The sequence below is a fragment of the Pseudarthrobacter phenanthrenivorans genome, assembly GCF_036455295.1.
Taxonomy (GTDB): Bacteria; Actinomycetota; Actinomycetes; order Actinomycetales; family Micrococcaceae; genus Arthrobacter; species Arthrobacter phenanthrenivorans_C.
This window is the reverse complement of record NZ_JAYXNX010000005.1, coordinates 211,619-230,581: the sequence shown is the minus strand read 5'-3', so window position 1 is coordinate 230,581 and position 18,963 is coordinate 211,619. Positions and strand designations below refer to the sequence as shown.

Sequence of the window (18,963 nt, the reverse complement as noted above, 5' to 3'; positions counted from 1 at the left end):
CCCGGGGCTCCACACACGTCTTCGACCCAAGGAACTTCGCCATGCCCAAAAACACCCTGCCCACCAACGCCACACCCTTCCCCTCCGCCTCCCTCCTCGGCTACCCCCGCATCGGCCGGCGCCGCGAGCTCAAAAAAGCCGTTGAGGCCTACTGGGCCGGAAAAATCGACGCCGCCGCCCTTGAGGCCGCCGCTAGGGACATCCAGCTGTCCATCGCCACGCGCCTGCAGGAACTCGGCCTCACCGAAGCCGCCGCAGTGCCGGGCACCTTTTCCTACTACGACCAGGTCCTGGACACCACCGCGCACCTGGGCGCTGTTCCGGCACGATTCGGCAAGCTCCTCAACGCTGAAGGTCAGCTGGACATCGACGGCTACTTCACGCTGGCCCGCGGCACCAAGGACCAGCAGCCGCTGGAAATGACCAAGTGGTTCGACACCAACTACCACTACCTGGTGCCGGAAATCGGCCCCGAAACCGAATTCACCCTGGCCTCCACCGCCAAGGTCGACGAGTTCGTCTTCGCCCTGGAAAACGGCATCGAAACCCGCCCCTACATCGTGGGCCCGGTCACCTACCTGCTCCTCTCCAAGGCCTCGGACGACGCGCCGGCCGGCTTCGCACCGCTGTCCCGCCTTGAGGACCTCCTCCCGGTATACGTGCAGCTGCTGGAGAAGCTGTCCGCCGCCGGAGCCGGCTGGGTCCAGCTCGACGAACCCGCCCTGGTGGTAGACCAGGACACCCCGGCCGCGGAGATCGAAGCCGCTGTTGCGCGGGCCTACGAGGTCCTGACGGCTGCAGCCAACCGCCCCCAGATCCTTGTCTCCACCCCCTACGGTTCGCTGGAGGGCCAGCTGGGCACCCTCGCAGCGACCAACATCGACGCGCTGCACATTGATGTCTTCAAGGGTGCCGTGCCCTCCGCAGCTACGCTGGCCGGGCTGGGCAACAAGACCCTGGTGGCCGGCGTCGTGGACGGCCACAACATCTGGCGCAACGACCTCGCCGCTTCAGCTGCCAAGCTGGACCAGCTGAAGGCAGCCGCCGGAAGGCTCACCGTATCCACCTCCACCTCCACCCAGCACGTCCCGCACGACGTCGACGAGGAAACCCAGCTGTCCCGCCAGCTCCGCAGCTGGCTGGCGTTCTCCGACCAAAAGGCCGTTGAAGTCAGGACCCTGGCGTCCTACCTGGCGGACCCCGCCTCCGCCCAGGCCGCCATCGACGAAGCAACCGCCGTGATCGCCTCCCGTGCCACCGCAGCAGGTGTCCGCCGCGCGGACGTCCGCGCCCGCACCGAAGCCCTGACCGCGGCCGACTTCGCCCGCTCCGACTACTCCGTCCGTGAGGCAGCCCAGGAAGAAGCACTCCACCTCCCGCCGCTGCCCACCACCACCATCGGGTCCTTCCCGCAGACGGCTGAAATCCGTTCCGCCCGGGCGCGCAACACCAAGGGCGAGCTGAGCGATGAGCAGTACGAGCAGCTCATGAAGGACGAGATCAAGCGCGTGGTGGACCTGCAGGAAGAGCTGGGCTACGACGTCCTGGTCCACGGCGAGCCCGAGCGCAACGACATGGTCCAGTACTTCGCGGAAAACCTTGAGGGTTTCGACGTCACGGTCCACGGCTGGGTCCAGTCCTACGGCTCCCGCTGCACCCGTCCCTCCATCCTCTGGGGCGACGTCACACGCAGCGCCGCCATCACGGTGAAGTGGGCAGAATATGCGCAGTCCCTGACCAGCAAGCCCATGAAGGGCATGCTCACCGGTCCGGTCACCATCTTGGCGTGGTCCTTCGTCCGCGATGACCAGCCGCTGGGGGAGACCGCCAACCAGGTTGGCCTGGCGCTGCGCGACGAAATAGCCGACCTGGAAGCCACCGGCATCAAGGTCATCCAGGTGGACGAGCCCGCCCTGCGTGAACTGCTCCCGCTGCGCAAGGCCGACCAGGCCCACTACCTGAAATGGTCGGTCGACTCGTTCCGCCTGGCCACGGCCGGAGTCGCCGACTCAACCCAGATCCACACCCACCTCTGCTACTCCGAGTTTGGCGTGATCATCGACGCGATCGACGGTCTGGACGCCGACGTGACGTCCATCGAAGCGGCCCGCTCCCGCATGGAGGTTGTCCACGACCTCGAGTCCCACGGCTTCGGCCGCGGTGTTGGCCCCGGCGTGTACGACATCCACTCGCCCCGCGTCCCGGGTGAGGCCGAGGTCACCGAGCTGCTGTCCACCGCCGTCAAGCACGTCCCCTCCCGCCAGCTTTGGGTCAACCCGGACTGCGGCCTGAAGACCCGCGGCTACGCCGAGACCGAAGAGTCCCTGCGCAACCTGGTCAAGGCCACCCAGCAGGTGCGGGCCGTGCTGCTGGAAGCGGCCAAGTAGCAACTACGCAAAAATAACGGGTTTCGACGGGCTCAACCACCGGTGGTTGAGCCCGTCGAAACCCGCCGTCATTTAATCAGGATTCCCAGACGATCTCGTCGTCCACCACGCCGTCCTGGTCCGCGGAGGCCACCAGGACCTCATCGGTGAAGTGCTCGCCGAGCGTGAAGTCCATGACGAAGTAGCGTTCGGGCTGGCCCGGGTAGATGCCCACGTGGCCAAGCTTCAGGGCCTTGAGGAAAACCTCGTTGGTGAGCTGGCTGCGGTCCTGGACGCCAAAGACCTTGTGCAGGTGTTCGTCCTTGAGCGCGTTGCAGTGGAAGTGCAGGTACTCCTGGGGACTGGTGCCCTCCTGCTCAAGTTCCTCCGCGATCATTTCCCGGACTTCATCCACGAGTTCGGGGAGGAAGCGCAACCGGTATTCCACCTTGCGGAGGGCCGCCTCGTCGAAGTGGTCGTGGGCATTGATGTTCAGGTCGAGTTCCAGCGGTTGGCCGCGCAGCTCATGCTTGGCGGCGAAGAGATGATCCATCCCGTGGTTGAGGTCAATCTCCCCAAAGTGCTGGCTCGCTACCTTGTTCATAGTCTCAACATAGACCCGAAGGGCAGACCATTCCAGCGTTCGGCCCTAATTCACCGCGGTGCGCATTCCGGCAAGGGTTTCGGCCAGCAGGTCAACAAACAGCTGTACGCGCGCGGTTTTCCGGTCGTTGATCAGCAGTGCAAACACGTTCCTGGCCAGCCGGATCTCGGGGACGTCCAGCACCACCACGCCGGCAGGTTTGTTCCGCAGCGCGAGTTCCGGAACGAGGGCGGCGCCCAGTCCTGCGGCGGCCATCTCCAAGCTTGCATGGAAGTCGTCGCTGTGCGCCACCACGCGGGGGTGCAGATTGCAGCCGGCGAACAGCCGCTCGATCACCATGGCATCGCTGGTTCCGGGATGGTGCATGATCCACGGCATTTCCGAAAGGTGGTCGGCTGCCACCTTCGCATCGGCCCGGAAGCCCCATCCGGCCGGCAGCACCACACGGAAGTCGTCGTCACCAATCCACTGGCGGTTGATGGTGTTGGGCCAGGCGAATCCGGTCTGGCCCACCTGGAAGACCACGGCGAGGTCCAGGTCGCCGCCGGTCCGCAGCCCCTGGATGGTCTGGCCAGGTTCCGCGACTGACACCCGCAGGTCGATGCCGAGTTTCTTCCACGCAGGGTTCTTCAGGATGCGGGGCAGGACGTAGGTGGCCAGGCTGGGAAAGATGCCCAGCCGCAGCTCCTGGCTTTCGGTGTCCCGGGTCCTCGAAGCGGCCGCCATCAGCGCTTCAATATCCGTCAGCACCTTGGCGGCATGGCGGGTCATGACGACGGCGGCTTCCGTGGGGATCACGGACCGCGCCGAACGCTGGAAGAGGGTGACGCCCGTTTCCCGCTCCAGGGCGGACATCTGCTGCGAGACTGCGGAGGCCGTGTAGCCGAGCGTCGCGGCTGCCGCAGCGAAGGAGCCCAGCCGCGTAACCTCCAGGAGGGTCTTCAGGTGTACGGGATTTACCACCAGTTCACAGTACTGCACCCATCCGCCGCCGGTGCTGCGCCGAATTGCCCTCTGTATAACCAGCACAGCGGCAATGTTCAGCAGAGGAGCATGAAGTGTCACTTGACCCAGCAGTAAGTGCAGGCGGCCGGCGGCGCGTAGCCGTGATCGGCAGCGGGGTAGCCGGATTGACCGCCGCCTACGTACTGAACAGGCAGGACGACGTCACCCTGTTTGAGGCCGATTCGCGGCTGGGCGGCCATGCCCACACCCACGACATGCCACAGGCGGACGGCGGCGTCATCGGCGTGGACACCGGGTTCATCGTGCACAACGAACGGACCTATCCCACCCTGCTGCGGTTGTTCGCGGAGCTGGGCGTCGAAACCCAGGACTCCGAAATGAGCATGTCCATCCGCTGTGACGGCTGCGGGCTGGAATACGCCGGCGCCCGCGACGGCGCACGCGGAATCATCGCCAGGCCTTCAAGCCTGCTGCGCGGGCGCTACCTGCTGATGCTGCTGGAGGTCACCCGCTTCTACCGCAAGGCAAGGGAACTGCTCAGGACCGCGCCGCCGTCGGCCGTCAGCGACGAAGTCGACGTCCCGGAACTGACCCTGGGAGCCTTCCTGGAGCGGGAAAAATTCAGCCCCTATTTCATTTCCCACTTCATGACCCCCGTGGTCAGCGCAGTCTGGTCCTGCGACCCCACTACCGCCCTGGCCTATCCGGCGCGCTACCTTTTCACGTTCCTGGGCCACCACGGCCTGCTGGGCATCAAGGGCTCGCCGCAGTGGCGCACGGTCACCGGCGGATCCGCCCGGTACGTGGAGAAGCTGGCCGCCACGCTGTCCGACGTCCGGCTGAACACCCCCGTCACCGCCATCCGGCGGACCACGGACGGCGTGGAGCTGGTGACTGCCGGCGGCCTCGAGGATTTCGACGCCGTCGTCATTGCCACCCACCCCGCCCAGGCGCTCGGGTTCCTGGCCGACGCCACCCCTGAGGAAAAGGAGGCGCTCAGCGGCATGCCCTATTCCGTGAACCACACCGTGTTCCACCAGGACCCCGCGGTCCTGCCCGCGGCGGACAACGCCAAAGCGTCCTGGAACTACCGGCTCCCGGCCTGCGACGCCAGGCCGGACAAGGTGCTGGTCAGCTATGACCTCACCCGGCTGCAGCGGCTTGAGCCCGCAGACGGCCGCCCCTACCTGGTGAGCCTGGGCGAGTCGGAGCTGATCTCCGACGACGCGGTGCTGGAACGGATGGTGTACGAGCATCCGCAGTACACCCCCGAGTCCTTGAAGGCGCAGCAGGCCATCGCCGCACTGGGCAACAGCCGGATCGCTTATGCGGGGGCCTACCTTGGCTGGGGCTTCCACGAGGACGGCGCGCTCTCCGGGGTGCGTGCTGCGGAGAAGCTCGGCCGGACCTGGCCGGTGGCCCGGGCCGCCGATTCCGCGGACGCCACTGGCGAAGGGGAGCGGGAACTGCTGTCCGCAGAACCTGTATGAGCATGGAAGCCTCGATCTACTGCACGTCCATTTCCCATGTGCGGCACACCCCGTTGAAGAATGCCTTCACCTACCGCAGCTACAGCTGGTTCGTGGACGTCGACGACCTTCCCCGCCTGCCCCGACTGCTCCGGCCGCTGGCAGTGTTCCGCGCCGCGGACCATCTGGGGGACCCCGGCGCCGGTATCCGCTCCAACGTGGAGCGCTACCTGCGGACCCACGGCATGGAGCCCGACGGCGGCCCCATCCACATGCTGGCCAGCGCCAGGGTTTTCGGCTACGTCTTCAACCCGCTCTCCCTGTTCTGGTGCTACGACACAAACGGGGAACTCCGGTGCGTTGTGGCGGAGGTCCACAACACCTACGGCGAACGGCACTGCTACCTGCTGCAGACAGATCCCTCCGGGCGGGCCACGGTGCCCAAGGCGTTCTACGTTTCACCTTTCAACGACGTCGACGGGCAGTACCGCATGAAGCTCCCGGCACCGGGGGAGCGGCTTGCGGTATCCATCGTGCTGGAGCGCGAAGGGCACCGGCCGTTCGTCGCCACCATGGACGGCAGGAGGAAACCGGCCAGCATCCGGAACATCCTGACCGCGGCCGTCACCGTGCCTGCCGCGCCACTGCTGGTATCCGCCCTGATCCGGCTCCAGGGCGTTAAGCTCTGGGCAAGACGCCTGCCCGTCGTCGCCAGACCACATCACCCCCAACAGGAGGCAGTTCAATGACAATGACGGACGATAACGGCACCGCTTCGGCAGAGCGGCCGGTGAACCAGACCGGTTCCGCCGCGCCGTACACCGTGCCGCAGCCCCCCGCGTCCATCGATGCGGCCATCTGGCCCGGAATTGCCGCGGTACCCTCCGGTTTCAAGGCGGACGCTGCCGCGCGGATCGCGGACGGGATCTTCAAGGCCGCCGTGCGGCGCCTGCCGCTCGAGGTCCGCTACCCGGACGGGCAGGTCCTGGGCTCAGCCCCGGCAGGCTCGCGTGTTCCGGTCATGACCATCCACCGGCCCAGGCATTTTGCCCTGCGGCTGGGTGACGGGGGCCTGATCGGCCTTGGCGAGTCCTACATGGCCGGCGATTGGGACGCAGACAACCTCACGGCAGTGCTGGAGGTCTTCGCGGCCCGGGCGGGCACCCTGATACCGGTCCCGCTGCAGAAACTGCGGTCCGTTTTCCTGCCCCGCCAACCGCGGACGGAACGGAACTCGCTGAAGAACACCCGTTCCAACATCTCCCGTCACTACGACCTCTCCAACGAACTGTTCACCACGTTCCTTGACGAGACCATGACCTACTCCAGCGCACTCTTCCCCGCGTCCGGAAGTGCCGTGAAGGACATGCCGTGGGAGGGCTTCGCCGCCGCCCAGCAGGCGAAGATCGACCGGCTGCTGGACAAGGCCGCCGTCGGACCCGGAACCCGGGTGCTGGAGATTGGCACCGGCTGGGGTGAACTGGCGCTGCGTGCAGCCGCCCGCGGTGCCACCGTCTACTCGGTCACACTGTCCAGCGAACAGCAGGCACTGGCCCGGCAGCGGGTAGCCGAGGCAGGCTATGCGGACCAGGTGACCATCGAGCTGAAGGATTACCGCGCCGTGGAGGGCGAGTATGACGCCGTGGTCTCGGTCGAGATGATCGAGGCAGTGGGCTATGAATACTGGGCAACGTACTTCCAGACCATCGAGCGGGTCCTGGCCCCGGGCGGGAAGGTGGCCATCCAGGCCATCACCATCGCGCACGACCGCCTCCTGGCTACCCGGACCGGCTACACCTGGGTGCACAAGTACATCTTCCCGGGCGGGGTGATTCCGTCGGTGCGCGCCATCGAGGAAGTCACCGAAAAGCGGACCGGACTGCAGGTCCGGGAACGCCTGGCTTTCGGTGAACACTACGCCGAGACGCTGCGGCTCTGGGAAGAACGCTTCATGGCTCGAAAGGACGAAGTGGCCGGGCTGGGCTTCGACGCCGTCTTCCAGCGGATGTGGCTGTTCTACCTGTGCTATTCGAGGGCCGGGTTCGCCTCGGGCTACCTCAACGTCCAGCAGATTGTGCTGGACCAGAGGAAGAACGCCGCCGCCAACGGGGACCGCTGATGACTGCTGTACTTGCCGAAACGATTGCAGAGGTCCTGCGGCCCGTGGTGGGCGGGGAACTGCCCGTCCGCCTGAAGGCCTGGGACGGCTCGGAGGCAGGCCCCGAAAACGCACCGGTGGTCCGGCTCAACAGCCCGGACGCGATCCGGCGGTTGCTGTGGAACCCCGGCGAGCTCGGCGCCGCACAGGCCTATGTCACCGGTGAACTGGATGTTGACGGGGACCTCAACTCCGCGCTGCAGCAATTGTGGGAGGTGGTCCGGCAACGCCGGCTGTCCGGCATCCGCCTCACGCCCGGCGTCATCGCCGGAATAGGCAGGATTGCCCGCTCGGCGGGCGCGCTGGGGACACCCCCGGCTCCGCCGGCAACTCAGGCCAAGGTCCGCGGACGGCTGCACAGCCTGCTCCGTGACCGGGCCGCGATCAGCCACCACTACGATCTCAGCAACGATTTCTACGGCCTGATCCTGGATCCGCAGATGGCCTACTCCAGCGGATACTGGACCCAGGAGCCCGGACCGGGCTACGGCGTAGAGGACGCCCAGCGCGACAAGCTGGACCTGGTGTGCCGCAAGATCGGGCTGCAGCCGGGCATGCGCCTGCTGGATGTCGGCTGCGGCTGGGGTTCCCTGAGCCTGCACGCTGCGCGTCACTACGGAGCCACGGTGGTTGGTGTCACCCTCTCCGTGGAACAGAAAGCATTCATCGACGCGCGGATCAAGGAGTACGGCCTGGAAGGCCAGGTGGAGATCCGGGTACAGGATTACCGGCAGGTTCCGGACGGCCCGTTCGACGCCGTCGCCTCCCTTGAGATGGGCGAGCACGTGGGACAGAAGAACTATCCGGTGTACGCCCGGGCGCTGTTCGACAACCTGGCACCGGGAGGGAAGGTCCTGGTCCAGCAGATGTCCCGGCGCGGCCGGCATCCTGGTGGCGGCCCGTTCATCGAATCCTTCATCGCCCCCGACATGCACATGCGCCCGGTGGGGGAGACCCTGAACTTCCTCGAGGGCGCCGGATTCGAGGTGGAGGGGGTCGAAGGCATGCGCCGGCACTACGTGCGCACCCTCGAAGCCTGGTACGCGACATTTGAGCAGAACCAGGACCGGGCCGAGGAAATGATGGGCCGGGAAGTCGTCCGTGTATGGCGCCTGTATTTGGTGGGGGCGCTCCGCAGCTTCGCTGAAGGGCGGATGGGCGTGGAACAGATGCTCTGCAGCAGGCCCGCTCCGCTTTAGCTGTTGCCACGGAGGCAGGTGCGATTGGTCACCCCAAGGGGTTCCGAAGGTCACTTCGGGACCCCTTTTCCGTGTCCGAAAGCCCTGTGGACAACGCCGCGACACGCCGTCGTTTCCGCGACACGCTGGCCGTTAATTGTGGCTAAGTACTCCACAGGGTGTGGACCGGACTGACAAAAATCCCGGGATCCCGGCCATTTTACCGGCCCGTGCCTGTGGATTAACGGTGCATTAAATGACATACTTGTAATACATCATCTTGGGGTCCAAAAGAGGCGCCTGCACTACATGTAGTATCTTCATACGGCTTGGACGGGGACACCGCACCAGCAATAGATTTCAACTAAGGGGACAGCGACAATGACCGTAACGGTTTACACGAAGCCTGCTTGTGTTCAGTGCAACGCCACCTACCGTGCGCTCGATAAAAAGGGCATCACCTACCAGAGCGTCGACATCTCCCAGGACGCCGAGGCTCTTGAGCGCCTGAAGGCACTGGGTTACATGCAGGCTCCCGTTGTGGTCACCGACCAGGACCACTGGTCAGGCTTCCGCCCGGACAAGATCGAGGAACTGGCGCTGGCCGCTGTTTCCTCCGTGGCCTAAGGTTTCCGCTTTTCCCGACAGCAACCAGCTGAGGTGACGTCCATGGTGGCACCCACAGCACAGCGTGACCACGCGGCTCAGCGCGTGGAGGCGTCCGCGACGGCCAGTGCACAGGCTGATGCGGAGCCGGTCAGCACCGGCAGCCAGCTCATCTATTTTTCCTCTGCATCCGAGAACACCAGCCGCTTCGTCAGGAAGCTGGGCCGTGAGGTTGCCCGGATCCCGCTCTACGCGAAGGACGCACCCCTACTCGCCACCCGGCCGTTCGTGCTGGTGGTGCCCACCTACGGTGGCACCGGGGGAGAAGGATCCGTTCCCAAGCAGGTCATCCGGTTTCTCAACAACCCGCAAAACAGGCAACTGCTCCGCGGCGTGATTGGTGCCGGCAACACGAACTTCGGGGACAACTACTGCATGGCCGGGGACATCATCGCCGCCAAGTGCAAAGTACCCCACCTCTATCGATTCGAACTTATGGGAACGCCGGAAGACGTCACCCGGGTCAACCAAGGATTGGACACGTTTTGGACACGACTGTCGCAGACACAGAAGTAACCAGGGCCCAGAAGCCTGAGATGCCCGCTGCCTACAAGGGGCTGGGCTACCACGAGCTGAACGCCATGCTGAACCTCTATGGTCCCAATGGCGAAATCCAGTTCGGCGCCGACCGCGAGGCTGCGCACCAGTACTTCCTGCAGCACGTGAACAACAACACCGTCTTCTTCCACGACCTGGAGGAGAAGCTCGACTACCTGGTGAAGAACCAGTACTACGAGCGCGAGACGCTGGACCAGTACACGATGAACTTCATCCGTGAACTGTTCAACCGCGCCTACAAGAAGAAGTTCCGCTTCGAAACCTTCCTGGGCGCCTTCAAGTTCTACACCTCCTACACGCTGAAGACCTTCGATGGCAAGCGTTTCCTGGAGCGCTACGAGGACCGCGTGTGCATGGTTGCACTGCACCTGGCCCGCGGCAACGAGCAGCTCGCCCTGCAGATGGTGGACGAGATCATCGAGGGCCGCTTCCAGCCGGCCACCCCCACGTTCCTGAACGCGGGCAAGAAGCAGCGCGGCGAACTGGTTTCCTGCTTCCTGCTCCGCATTGAAGACAACATGGAGTCGATCGGCCGCTCCATCAACTCCGCCCTGCAGCTGTCCAAGCGCGGCGGCGGCGTGGCGTTTGCGCTGACCAACATCCGCGAAGTCGGCGCCCCCATCAAGCAGATCGAAAACCAGTCCTCTGGTGTCATCCCCGTGATGAAGCTCCTCGAAGACAGCTTCTCCTACGCCAACCAGCTCGGTGCCCGCCAGGGCGCCGGGGCTGTGTACCTGCACGCCCACCACCCGGACATCTACCGGTTCCTGGACACCAAGCGGGAGAACGCGGACGAGAAGATCCGCATCAAGACCCTCTCGCTGGGCGTCGTCATCCCGGACATCACGTTCGAGCTGGCCAAGAAGGACGAGGACATGTACCTGTTCTCGCCGTACGACGTCGAACGCGTCTACGGCATGCCGTTCTCCGACGTCTCGGTCACCGAGAAGTACTACGAGATGGTAGACGATTCCCGGATCAAGAAGACCAAGATCAAGGCGCGCGAGTTCTTCCAGACCCTCGCCGAGATCCAGTTCGAGTCCGGCTACCCGTACATCATGTTCGAGGACACCGTGAACCGGGCCAACCCGATCGACGGCAAGATCATCATGTCCAACCTGTGCTCGGAGATCCTCCAGGTCTCCCAGCCCACCACGTACAACGATGACCTGTCCTACGCGGACACCGGCAAGGACATCTCCTGCAACCTGGGTTCGCTGAACATCGCGAAGACCATGGACTCGCCGGACTTCGGCCTCACCATTGAGACCGCCATCCGTTCGCTGTCCGCCGTTTCGGACATGTCCAACATCACTTCGGTGCCGTCCATCGCCAAGGGCAACGACCAAAGCCACGCAATCGGCCTGGGCCAGATGAACCTGCACGGCTACCTGGCCCGGGAGCGGGTCCACTACGGCTCCGAAGAGGGCCTGGACTTCACCAACATCTACTTCTACTCCGTGGTGTACCACGCTGTGCGGGCCTCCAACCTGCTGGCCATCGAAACCGGCCAGACGTTCGGCGGCTTCGAGAAGTCCAAGTACGCCTCGGGCGAGTTCTTCGACAAGTACACGGAGCAGGAATGGGTGCCGCAGACCGAGAAGGTCCGCGAGTTGTTCAAGAACGTGCACATCCCCACGCAGGCTGACTGGCAGGCGCTCAAGGCCTCCGTCATGGAGCACGGCATCTACAACCAGAACCTGCAGGCGGTGCCGCCCACCGGCTCGATCTCCTACATCAACAACTCCACCTCCTCGATCCACCCGGTGGCGTCCAAGATCGAGATCCGCAAGGAAGGCAAGCTGGGGCGTGTCTACTACCCGGCGCCGTACCTGACCAACGACAACCTGGAGTACTACCAGGACGCGTACGAAATTGGCTACGAGAAGGTTATTGACACCTACGCCGCGGCCACCCAGCACGTGGACCAGGGCTTGTCGCTGACGCTGTTCTTCAAGGACACCGCCACCACCCGCGACATCAACAAGGCCCAGATCTACGCCTGGAAGAAGGGCATCAAGACCATCTACTACATCCGTCTCCGCCAGCTCGCGCTGGAAGGGACCGAGGTAGAGGGTTGCGTCTCCTGCATGCTGTAGCCCCGGTGGTCGAGCCTGTCGAGACCAAAGGTTGAGTACGACGGCGGGCGCCCGCCCGCCGTCGTACGCTTTTACTTAGAGAAAACCCACCCAACGCATAGGGGATGACATGACCGAGAAGGTCAAGCTGCTGAGCCACGTCGAGGCCATCAACTGGAACCGCATCCAGGACGACAAGGACGTGGATGTCTGGAACCGCCTGGTGAACAACTTCTGGCTGCCGGAGAAGGTGCCGCTGTCCAATGACGTCCAGTCCTGGAACACGCTGACGCCTGCCGAGCAGCAGCTGACCATGCGCGTGTTCACCGGACTCACCCTGCTGGACACCATCCAGGGCACTGTCGGTGCGGTCTCACTGATCCCGGACGCACTCACCCCGCACGAGGAAGCCGTCTACACGAACATCGCGTTCATGGAGTCCGTGCACGCCAAGAGCTACTCCTCGATCTTCTCCACGCTGGCCTCCACTAAGGAGATCGACGAGGCGTTCCGCTGGTCCACCGAGAACGAGAACCTTCAGAAGAAGGCCCAGATCGTCATGGACTACTACCAGGGCGATGACCCGCTGAAGCGGAAGGTGGCCTCCACGCTGCTGGAGAGCTTCCTGTTCTACTCGGGCTTCTACCTGCCCATGTACTGGTCTTCCCGGGCTAAGCTGACGAACACGGCAGACCTGATCCGCCTGATCATCCGTGACGAGGCCGTGCACGGGTACTACATCGGCTACAAGTTCCAGAGGGGCCTGGAGAAGGTCTCCGAGGAGAAGCGCCAGGAGATCAAGGACTACACGTTCGAGCTGCTGTTTGAGCTGTACGAGAACGAGGTCCAGTACACCCACGACCTCTACGACGGCGTCGGCCTGGCTGAGGACGTCAAGAAGTTCCTGCATTACAACGCTAACAAGGCCCTGATGAACCTGGGCTACGAGGCGATGTTCCCGGCGTCCGTCACCGACGTGAACCCGGCCATCCTCTCGGCGCTGTCCCCGAACGCGGACGAGAACCACGACTTCTTCTCCGGCTCTGGCTCTTCCTACGTGATCGGCAAGGCCGTGAACACCGAAGACGAGGACTGGGACTTCTAGCATCACCACTTCTTTTCCAGGGACCCCGCACAACAAGCGTGTGCGGGGTCCTTTACTAGTTCAAACATCCTGGAGGGGCGACGATGGGAGCTTGGGGCTACCTGCCGTTTGAGAATGATGACGCGCTGGACTGGCTGGATGAACTCGAAGCCGGCGGGGTGGACGTTGTCCGCAAGGCACTGGCGAAGGCAGGGGACCGGTACGTCGAGGCGCCGGAGGGGGCCGTGGCCCTCGCAGCTGCAGAGGTCACGGCAGCCACCCAAGGCTATCCCCTCGGCGATCTGCCCGAAAACGTCACCGACTGGGTAACGGCCCACGGAGCCGGAATCACCGCCGAGGACGTGGAGATGGCGCTGGAAGCGGTGGAACGGATCGCGGGGGAGAGGTCCGAGCTGGGCGAGCTGTGGGACGACGCCGACGAGCCAGAATGGCGTGAATCCCTCGGAGACCTGGCAGAGCGGCTTCGCACCGCACTGACGTAGACCACGGCCGGGTATCCAGCCGCCTTCCAGTTCACGGGACTTCGGATCCCTGGGATGACTGCGGCTGCCGGGCGTTCCGGACTTCGGGGGCCTGCCGCCGTCGCGCGTTGGCGAGGGCAACCAGCAGGGTCAGGACTGTGCCCGTCCATGCCAACCCGGCCAGGAACACCAGACCGATAGCCGCTAAGGGGTGCATGGCGAAAGTCTAGGACTGGAAGGCCGCGCCGGACGGGCGAAACTCCGCGCAGCCAGTGTCGAATTTGCAGGCGCGCAAAAAAGGTGCGCCCCGTTCGCTGGGCGCACCCTTTTTGTTTCCCCTCGCAGCCGCTCTCCCAATCGACTTGCACCTATCATAAGCATGCTTAGTAGTAGGTGCGCAAGCCTCCCGCAGGCATTGGTGCGGCCGGCATGGCTGACTGGCTTACTTGGCAGCACCGCCGGCGGTCGCCGTCGTGAGGACTGGGCCTGCCGGTATATCGGTTCCGTAAGCGGCGCTGCTTGCGCTGGCCGAAGGGGCTGCCTGGGTAGGACCAACTGAAGGCTGCGATAACGCAGTGCCTGCAGGTGTTGTCTGTTTCGGGCTGGCTTTGCTCGTGGGAGTGGCTGAGGCTGTAATCTCCTGGGCCGGGCTGGTGGACTCGGGCGCCGGAGTGGTGCCGGCGTCGGCGGCCTTGGCGCTGGGTTGCGCGCTCGTCACCGGCGTGGAGGAGGTGTTGTTCGCCCCATTCGAAGCCACTTGCGAGATACCCGTTTGAAGTGCGGCGGTGCCGCTCGAGAGGCTCATGCCGGTCGCCGCCTGAACGCCGAGAACGGAACCCAGGCCCACCACGAAGATCGCTGCTGTTCCTGCGGCTGCCATTCGGGCCCGGTTCGTCACGGACCTGCGTTGCCGGGCACCCGGAGCAGCTTCAGCGCCTTCCCCGGGCAGGGGGCTGGCGGACACTTTGCTGGAGGTTGTCCGGATGATGCCGGCCGTGTCTGGGGCCATTTGCGGAGTGGCCTTGGTTTCCTCGGAGCCGCGGCGGGGCACAACGCGTTTGAGCTGCTCGTGGCTCTTCTCCAGGGAAGCGCGGAACAGGGGGACTGCAACGGCGGACACGACGCTGAGCACGAAAGCCCCAACGACCGTCCCGCCAAGCCCGAGCTGGCCGCCGATGATTGACGCTACGGCGGCCGCGCCCCCGCCCGCAATTACTTGGATGGGGCTCAAATCAAGGCTGCGTTTCGTCTTGGGGGCGTTCCCGGCTGCTGCTTCGGATGTGACGTTCTTATTCATGGTTCCCGGTTATGTCTCTGCACGGTTTCAGGCGGACGGCCGGCCTGCTGTCACGTACGCCGGCTGCGTCGCGCTTTACCTTAAGGGTTCCATGTGTACCTGGGAGTTTCGGCCCCTGCAGGGCGAACGTAACCAATGCCACACCCCGCAGGGGGCGTCCATCGCGGTCAACGCGGCATGACTGCCGCTGACGGGAGCCATGGTGTTTCCGGTGGCGTGTCGAGCGGCTGTTCACAGTGGATTCATAGCAGCCCTTGTTATCTTCTCGATCGTGAACCGTACCCGCCACAGGACGCGCTCCTACCGCCGTGCCAGAGCTCTGATCCTCGCCGCCGCCCTGGCCACTGTAGTCATTTTCCTGCTTCAACTCGTCCCTCAGACGGGGGCGGCAGACAAGGCGGGCGCGGCGGTCGGCAGCAGGAACACCGCGGGTTCGGGCGCGGGGGCATCTGCCGGTCCTGCGCCGGGCCGCAATAAAAGCATCGCCGGTTCCGGGGCCAAAGCTTCCAGCACCGCCGCACCTGTGGCGCCCGGTGAAACCCCGGACGCAAGCATCAACGCTGTAATCCAAGCCAACAGCGAGTATCAGGTCGGGGTCGCCCTCCTCGACCTGAACACCGGCGCCCTGAAGCAGTACGGCGTGGAAGCTCCCTTCGAAGCCGCAAGCACTGCCAAGGTTCTGACGGCAGTGGCCTATTACGAGATGGTTGAGGCGGGACAGGCGTCCCTGGACGATCCGATGGGTGATTTCACGTCCGGTTTCCAGCTGCGGGAGATGATCCAGGACAGCGACAATGATTCCTGGACGCTGCTGGCGAGCGCTGTGGGCAATGCCACTCTTGAAGCGGATGCAGCGGCTATCGGGGTCACCTACGACTCGGCGGGCAACACCCTTACCACCGCCGCCATGGCACAAATCCTGGGCAGCCTCTACGGCGGGAAGCTGCTCACCCCGGAACACACACAACAACTGCTTTCCTACATGCAGAACACCAACAACGAGGACCTGATCCCGGCGGCCCTGCCCGCGGGGGTGACTGTCTACCACAAATACGGGCTGCTCGACGGAGAACTGCACGATGCCGCGATCCTGGCCACTCCTACGCACAGCGTGGTCCTGGTGATCTACACCAAAAGCGCCGACCTCACGGATGTCCCGCAGCGGACCGCGATGATTCACGACATTACGTCCGCCGCCGCCAAGGTCCTGGACTGACTTCCCCGGCGGCGCCGGGGCAGGTTCCTGTTCCCCGTTGGGCCCAGGGAGGATGCCAGCGCCGCCAAGTATGGAACGCCCCGGCGCGGAAGGCGGACAGGACATAGCGGTGGGAAGGGTCGGTGCCTAGGATGGCGCCATGAGGAAGTGGGGCGGGATGCATCCTGCGCTCCGTGCCGTTTTGGTGGGCGTCCTTGCCTGCGCCGTAATTTTGGCGGCCGGTCTCTTCGCCGGGGCCAGTCCCGACGACGCAATCTCCAATGCGGTCTTCTACGCGTTGTTGATCGGTGGTGGCCTGTTTTTTATGACCAGCCAGTTTCCGGCGGCAGGCCCCACGCTGAATGGGCGCGGCAAGCCAGTCATCTTCCTGCGGTTCCGCGACGCACCGCCAGGCTCGTTGGGCAGCATCTGGCAGATGGGGATCGCCAGCGCCGGCCCGGCCCGCATCGATTTCCAGCCAACCACGGAACGTAGTTTGATACCCAGCGGCCGCAGCAGGGCTTTTACCGGGCTGGGGGCCACCGGCGTCCCTGCGCGGAAGGCCAACCGCCATGACCATCAACAGGACGTGCCGCTGGATTTCTGGATCATCATTATGGACTCGGACAGTGGCGTCATTGAAATCGCGGCACGGCGGGACACGCTCCAGCAGATCCAGCATGCCGTGGGCTCGGCTTCCCCATAGCCCTCACCATCAAAACGCAGACAAACGAGGTCCGGTACACCGATGACCTCCGAGAAACGTTCAGCCCGGCGTACCCGTCCATGCCTGGTCACCGGTTACCCGCACTCCGCCCACGGCTCCTGTCCAGGGAGTATCGCCACTGGCTGGCAAGGAGAGGTGTGCCGAAACATAGCCCTGCTGAAGCGTAATGACCTCCGATGTGGATCCTGGGCAGTCCACCGTGACCTCGACGGGCCAGAGTGTGACCTTCGGATTCTCCTGGCGTATGAAGATCGTGGCGTTGGGAGCACCGACGCAGGCGGCAGTAACCGTGTATCGACCCGCCACGGAAACCTGTTCCGTCGTGCCAAAGCCTTTGGCAGGACCGTCCAGCGGACCCTCTTGAAAGAGGAGGACCGGACCACGCACTGACATCAGTAGCTCATTCAAGTCCTGGTAGTTCCGCCGGCCGCGCTCAGGCACCGAGGGATCATCAGGTGCTGCAGCGGATACGGTGACCCGTTGCGGTTCCGGTCCGTCCGGTGTGGGCGTCGCACTTTGGTCCCCGTCAGGGTAGTCATAGGAGCAACCCGCCGTCCCCGTGAGGAGGAACAACAGGCACGAAAGAACGCCGAGGCGCCGGATGCCTTTCGTACCCACGTCTCAATGGTCGCCATGCGCGCCCTTAGAAGCAACCGGTGGCTGTGCTGGAGGCAAGGGGTGACCTGCCTGGTACAGGAGGACGGGCCGGCGGCGGTTTGGGGGGCGGCATCCGTAGTCCTCCGGATGCACTGGCCGCCGGCCCTGTCCTCATTGGTAAAGCCCCTGCCCCAGCGGCAGGTTCTTGCCTCCACGGTAGGTCCCGTTCCCAAATGCCGGCCCACGTTAGCCGCAAAATTCGATCAAGACTGGCCCGCGGCGTGGGCCCACCGGGAGTCCGGGTCCGGCGGCAGCCGGGTCGGGAGGCGGCATCACACCTCGGGAGGATTGCAGACGTGTCCGTCGGCGTCCATGGGGTATCCGCAGAGCGGGCACAGGGGCCGCCCTGCGCCCACCACCTCGCGCGTGCGCTTGGTGAACGCCCGGGCGGTGCCCACCGGCATGCGCACCAAAAGCATTTCGGGTACTTCGTCGTTGTCCGGGTCGAGGGGATCGTCGTCGGGGTCAGCCTCGACCTCGGTGAGTGGGTAAGCCTCAATGACCACTTGCGCCGTCGTCGGGTCCCAGCCCAGGCTCATTGCGCCGGTCCGGAACTGTTCCTGCACGTCCTCAAGCGGATCGTTGTCGACCAATTCGATGGGGGTACCGGTGGGAACGCTGAAGGGGTTGCCCTCGAGGGCGATGAGCTGGTCGAGAATGTCGTCTATCTTGTCGGCGAGCAGAGCCGATTGCTGCTTCTCCAGAGCTATGCTCACGAGCTGCGTCCCTGCGCGCACCTGCAAGTAGAATGTGCGCGCTCCCGGAATACCGATGGTGCCAATGACGACGCGGTCAGGCCAAGCAAACTCGTGAACAAGTGTAGGCATGTCAGTATTTTAGGCAGGACGGGCTTCGCGGCGCCGTCCGCCGTGCCCGCACCGCAAAACTCACGCAGCACGGAGGTGGGCCAGCACCAGTCCGACGGGAATGCTGACGGCCACCACCGCCACCAGGACCCGGTAACCCCAAAGAGCCCACCCGGGTTTTGGCCCCGGGCCGCCAACAGTCTGAAACATCATGACCAGCGCCGCCACCAGCAGCGCACCGCCGGCATCAACCACCCACGGATTGCCGGCCAAAGTCCCGCCGATCACAGCCGCGGATGCGCTGTTCCACGCCACCATTTCCGCAACGGCCTTCCGGCCCATGAAGCGTTGCGGGGCCAGGAAGTACTGGCTTATGCCCAGGGCGCCTTGTGCCACTCCACCGACCAACACAAGGTACGCGGCTGCCCAGGATCCATGCTCCAGATGCAGCGGGCTGGTTACAGCCGCAACGAGGCCGCCTCCCACGACACACAACAGCGCCACCGCGCCGAAAGCGGCGGCCCCCTTCTTCGAGCCTTCCGGCTCCACTCGTGACCCCTCGCTCATGCCGTCTAAGCTACTGCACTGCACTCCGCCAAAGCCCAGGGAGCCCGTTGCAGAACGAGCCCGTGGCAGCCCGAGCGGATCAACAACAGGTCAACCAGGCCCATA

At 64.5% G+C, this 18,963-nt stretch carries 18 protein-coding genes; 12 read left to right on the top strand and 6 right to left on the bottom strand.

Annotated features, from left to right (window positions below):
- The first annotated feature begins 41 nt into the window (after positions 1-41).
- Positions 42-2,387, top strand: a complete 2,346-nt coding sequence (gene metE / locus VXJ37_RS08905; protein WP_331322675.1) for a 5-methyltetrahydropteroyltriglutamate--homocysteine S-methyltransferase — start codon at positions 42-44, stop codon at positions 2,385-2,387.
- A gap of 76 nt (positions 2,388-2,463) precedes the next feature.
- Here metE and VXJ37_RS08900 read toward each other — a convergent pair whose 3' ends face one another.
- Together VXJ37_RS08900 and VXJ37_RS08895 are read right to left on the bottom strand one after the other, a co-directional pair.
- The gene (locus VXJ37_RS08900) at positions 2,464-2,970 is read right to left on the bottom strand and encodes a DUF2004 domain-containing protein (RefSeq protein WP_331322674.1); all 507 of its coding nucleotides are present in this window, start codon (positions 2,968-2,970) and stop codon (positions 2,464-2,466) included.
- Positions 2,971-3,015: 45 nt separating this feature from the next.
- Positions 3,016-3,933, bottom strand: coding sequence for a LysR family transcriptional regulator (locus VXJ37_RS08895; protein WP_331322673.1), 918 nt, complete (start codon positions 3,931-3,933; stop codon positions 3,016-3,018).
- Between the two features lie 95 nt (positions 3,934-4,028).
- On the opposite strand from VXJ37_RS08895, the gene VXJ37_RS08890 reads away from it, so the two are divergent.
- The 9 genes from VXJ37_RS08890 (at position 4,029) to VXJ37_RS08850 (ending at position 13,630) form a co-directional block, all read left to right on the top strand.
- On the top strand, positions 4,029-5,426 hold the full coding sequence (locus VXJ37_RS08890; protein ID WP_331322672.1) for an NAD(P)/FAD-dependent oxidoreductase: 1,398 nt from the start codon (positions 4,029-4,031) through the stop codon (positions 5,424-5,426).
- Positions 5,423-6,154 (top strand): DUF1365 domain-containing protein, encoded by a 732-nt coding sequence (locus tag VXJ37_RS08885; protein ID WP_331322671.1) that lies wholly within the window; start codon positions 5,423-5,425, stop codon positions 6,152-6,154. The genes VXJ37_RS08890 and VXJ37_RS08885 overlap by 4 nt, the downstream gene beginning before the upstream one ends.
- The gene (locus tag VXJ37_RS08880; protein ID WP_331322670.1) at positions 6,151-7,524 is read left to right on the top strand and encodes a class I SAM-dependent methyltransferase; all 1,374 of its coding nucleotides are present in this window, start codon (positions 6,151-6,153) and stop codon (positions 7,522-7,524) included. Before VXJ37_RS08885 ends, VXJ37_RS08880 begins: the two co-directional genes overlap by 4 nt.
- The gene (locus VXJ37_RS08875) at positions 7,524-8,762 is read left to right on the top strand and encodes a cyclopropane-fatty-acyl-phospholipid synthase family protein (RefSeq protein WP_331322669.1); all 1,239 of its coding nucleotides are present in this window, start codon (positions 7,524-7,526) and stop codon (positions 8,760-8,762) included. Before VXJ37_RS08880 ends, VXJ37_RS08875 begins: the two co-directional genes overlap by 1 nt.
- Positions 8,763-9,122: 360 nt before the next feature.
- Complete coding sequence (gene nrdH / locus VXJ37_RS08870; RefSeq protein ID WP_108600540.1) at positions 9,123-9,368, top strand: glutaredoxin-like protein NrdH; 246 nt, start codon at positions 9,123-9,125, stop codon at positions 9,366-9,368.
- A gap of 42 nt (positions 9,369-9,410) precedes the next feature.
- On the top strand, positions 9,411-9,923 hold the full coding sequence (gene nrdI / locus VXJ37_RS08865) for a class Ib ribonucleoside-diphosphate reductase assembly flavoprotein NrdI (protein ID WP_440589789.1): 513 nt from the start codon (positions 9,411-9,413) through the stop codon (positions 9,921-9,923).
- 20 nt (positions 9,924-9,943) lie between these two features.
- Positions 9,944-12,064, top strand: coding sequence for a class 1b ribonucleoside-diphosphate reductase subunit alpha (nrdE, locus tag VXJ37_RS08860; protein WP_141941727.1), 2,121 nt, complete (start codon positions 9,944-9,946; stop codon positions 12,062-12,064).
- A 109-nt stretch (positions 12,065-12,173) separates the two neighbouring features.
- A complete protein-coding gene (gene nrdF / locus VXJ37_RS08855; protein ID WP_110540836.1) occupies positions 12,174-13,148 on the top strand; it encodes a class 1b ribonucleoside-diphosphate reductase subunit beta in 975 nt (324 codons plus the stop codon).
- A gap of 83 nt (positions 13,149-13,231) precedes the next feature.
- Positions 13,232-13,630, top strand: a complete 399-nt coding sequence (locus VXJ37_RS08850) for a DUF4259 domain-containing protein (RefSeq protein ID WP_331322668.1) — start codon at positions 13,232-13,234, stop codon at positions 13,628-13,630.
- A 31-nt stretch (positions 13,631-13,661) separates the two neighbouring features.
- Here the strand turns inward: VXJ37_RS08850 and VXJ37_RS08845 are convergent, their stop codons facing one another.
- Both VXJ37_RS08845 and VXJ37_RS08840 read right to left on the bottom strand, forming a co-directional pair.
- Positions 13,662-13,826 carry a hypothetical protein gene (locus tag VXJ37_RS08845; RefSeq protein WP_331322667.1) on the bottom strand — a complete coding sequence of 55 codons (165 nt, stop codon included), beginning with the start codon at positions 13,824-13,826 and terminating at the stop codon, positions 13,662-13,664.
- A 225-nt stretch (positions 13,827-14,051) separates the two neighbouring features.
- Entirely contained in the window at positions 14,052-14,906 is an 855-nt protein-coding gene (locus VXJ37_RS08840; RefSeq protein ID WP_331322666.1) for a hypothetical protein, read from the bottom strand.
- Between the two features lie 271 nt (positions 14,907-15,177).
- On the opposite strand from VXJ37_RS08840, the gene VXJ37_RS08835 reads away from it, so the two are divergent.
- Complete coding sequence (locus VXJ37_RS08835; protein WP_331322665.1) at positions 15,178-16,122, top strand: serine hydrolase; 945 nt, start codon at positions 15,178-15,180, stop codon at positions 16,120-16,122.
- Between the two features lie 139 nt (positions 16,123-16,261).
- On the top strand, positions 16,262-16,807 hold the full coding sequence (locus tag VXJ37_RS08830; protein WP_331322664.1) for a hypothetical protein: 546 nt from the start codon (positions 16,262-16,264) through the stop codon (positions 16,805-16,807).
- 950 nt (positions 16,808-17,757) lie between these two features.
- Here the strand turns inward: VXJ37_RS08830 and VXJ37_RS08825 are convergent.
- A complete protein-coding gene (locus VXJ37_RS08825; RefSeq protein ID WP_331322663.1) occupies positions 17,758-18,312 on the bottom strand; it encodes a DUF3090 domain-containing protein in 555 nt (184 codons plus the stop codon).
- 60 nt (positions 18,313-18,372) lie between these two features.
- Positions 18,373-18,858 carry a hypothetical protein gene (locus tag VXJ37_RS08820; RefSeq protein ID WP_331322662.1) on the bottom strand — a complete coding sequence of 162 codons (486 nt, stop codon included), beginning with the start codon at positions 18,856-18,858 and terminating at the stop codon, positions 18,373-18,375.
- Positions 18,859-18,963 lie beyond the last annotated feature (105 nt).

Coding starts and splice junctions, on each gene's coding strand:
- metE (WP_331322675.1), top strand. CDS start 42: ATGCCCAAAAACACCCTGCCCACCAACGCCACACCCTTCCCCTCCGCC.
- VXJ37_RS08900 (WP_331322674.1), bottom strand. CDS start 2,970: ATGAACAAGGTAGCGAGCCAGCACTTTGGGGAGATTGACCTCAACCAC.
- VXJ37_RS08885 (WP_331322671.1), top strand. CDS start 5,423: ATGAGCATGGAAGCCTCGATCTACTGCACGTCCATTTCCCATGTGCGG.
- VXJ37_RS08880 (WP_331322670.1), top strand. CDS start 6,151: ATGACAATGACGGACGATAACGGCACCGCTTCGGCAGAGCGGCCGGTG.
- VXJ37_RS08875 (WP_331322669.1), top strand. CDS start 7,524: ATGACTGCTGTACTTGCCGAAACGATTGCAGAGGTCCTGCGGCCCGTG.
- nrdH (WP_108600540.1), top strand. CDS start 9,123: ATGACCGTAACGGTTTACACGAAGCCTGCTTGTGTTCAGTGCAACGCC.
- nrdI (WP_440589789.1), top strand. CDS start 9,411: ATGGTGGCACCCACAGCACAGCGTGACCACGCGGCTCAGCGCGTGGAG.
- nrdE (WP_141941727.1), top strand. CDS start 9,944: ATGCCCGCTGCCTACAAGGGGCTGGGCTACCACGAGCTGAACGCCATG.
- nrdF (WP_110540836.1), top strand. CDS start 12,174: ATGACCGAGAAGGTCAAGCTGCTGAGCCACGTCGAGGCCATCAACTGG.
- VXJ37_RS08850 (WP_331322668.1), top strand. CDS start 13,232: ATGGGAGCTTGGGGCTACCTGCCGTTTGAGAATGATGACGCGCTGGAC.
- VXJ37_RS08845 (WP_331322667.1), bottom strand. CDS start 13,826: ATGCACCCCTTAGCGGCTATCGGTCTGGTGTTCCTGGCCGGGTTGGCA.
- VXJ37_RS08840 (WP_331322666.1), bottom strand. CDS start 14,906: ATGAATAAGAACGTCACATCCGAAGCAGCAGCCGGGAACGCCCCCAAG.
- VXJ37_RS08830 (WP_331322664.1), top strand. CDS start 16,262: ATGAGGAAGTGGGGCGGGATGCATCCTGCGCTCCGTGCCGTTTTGGTG.
- VXJ37_RS08825 (WP_331322663.1), bottom strand. CDS start 18,312: ATGCCTACACTTGTTCACGAGTTTGCTTGGCCTGACCGCGTCGTCATT.
- VXJ37_RS08820 (WP_331322662.1), bottom strand. CDS start 18,858: ATGAGCGAGGGGTCACGAGTGGAGCCGGAAGGCTCGAAGAAGGGGGCC.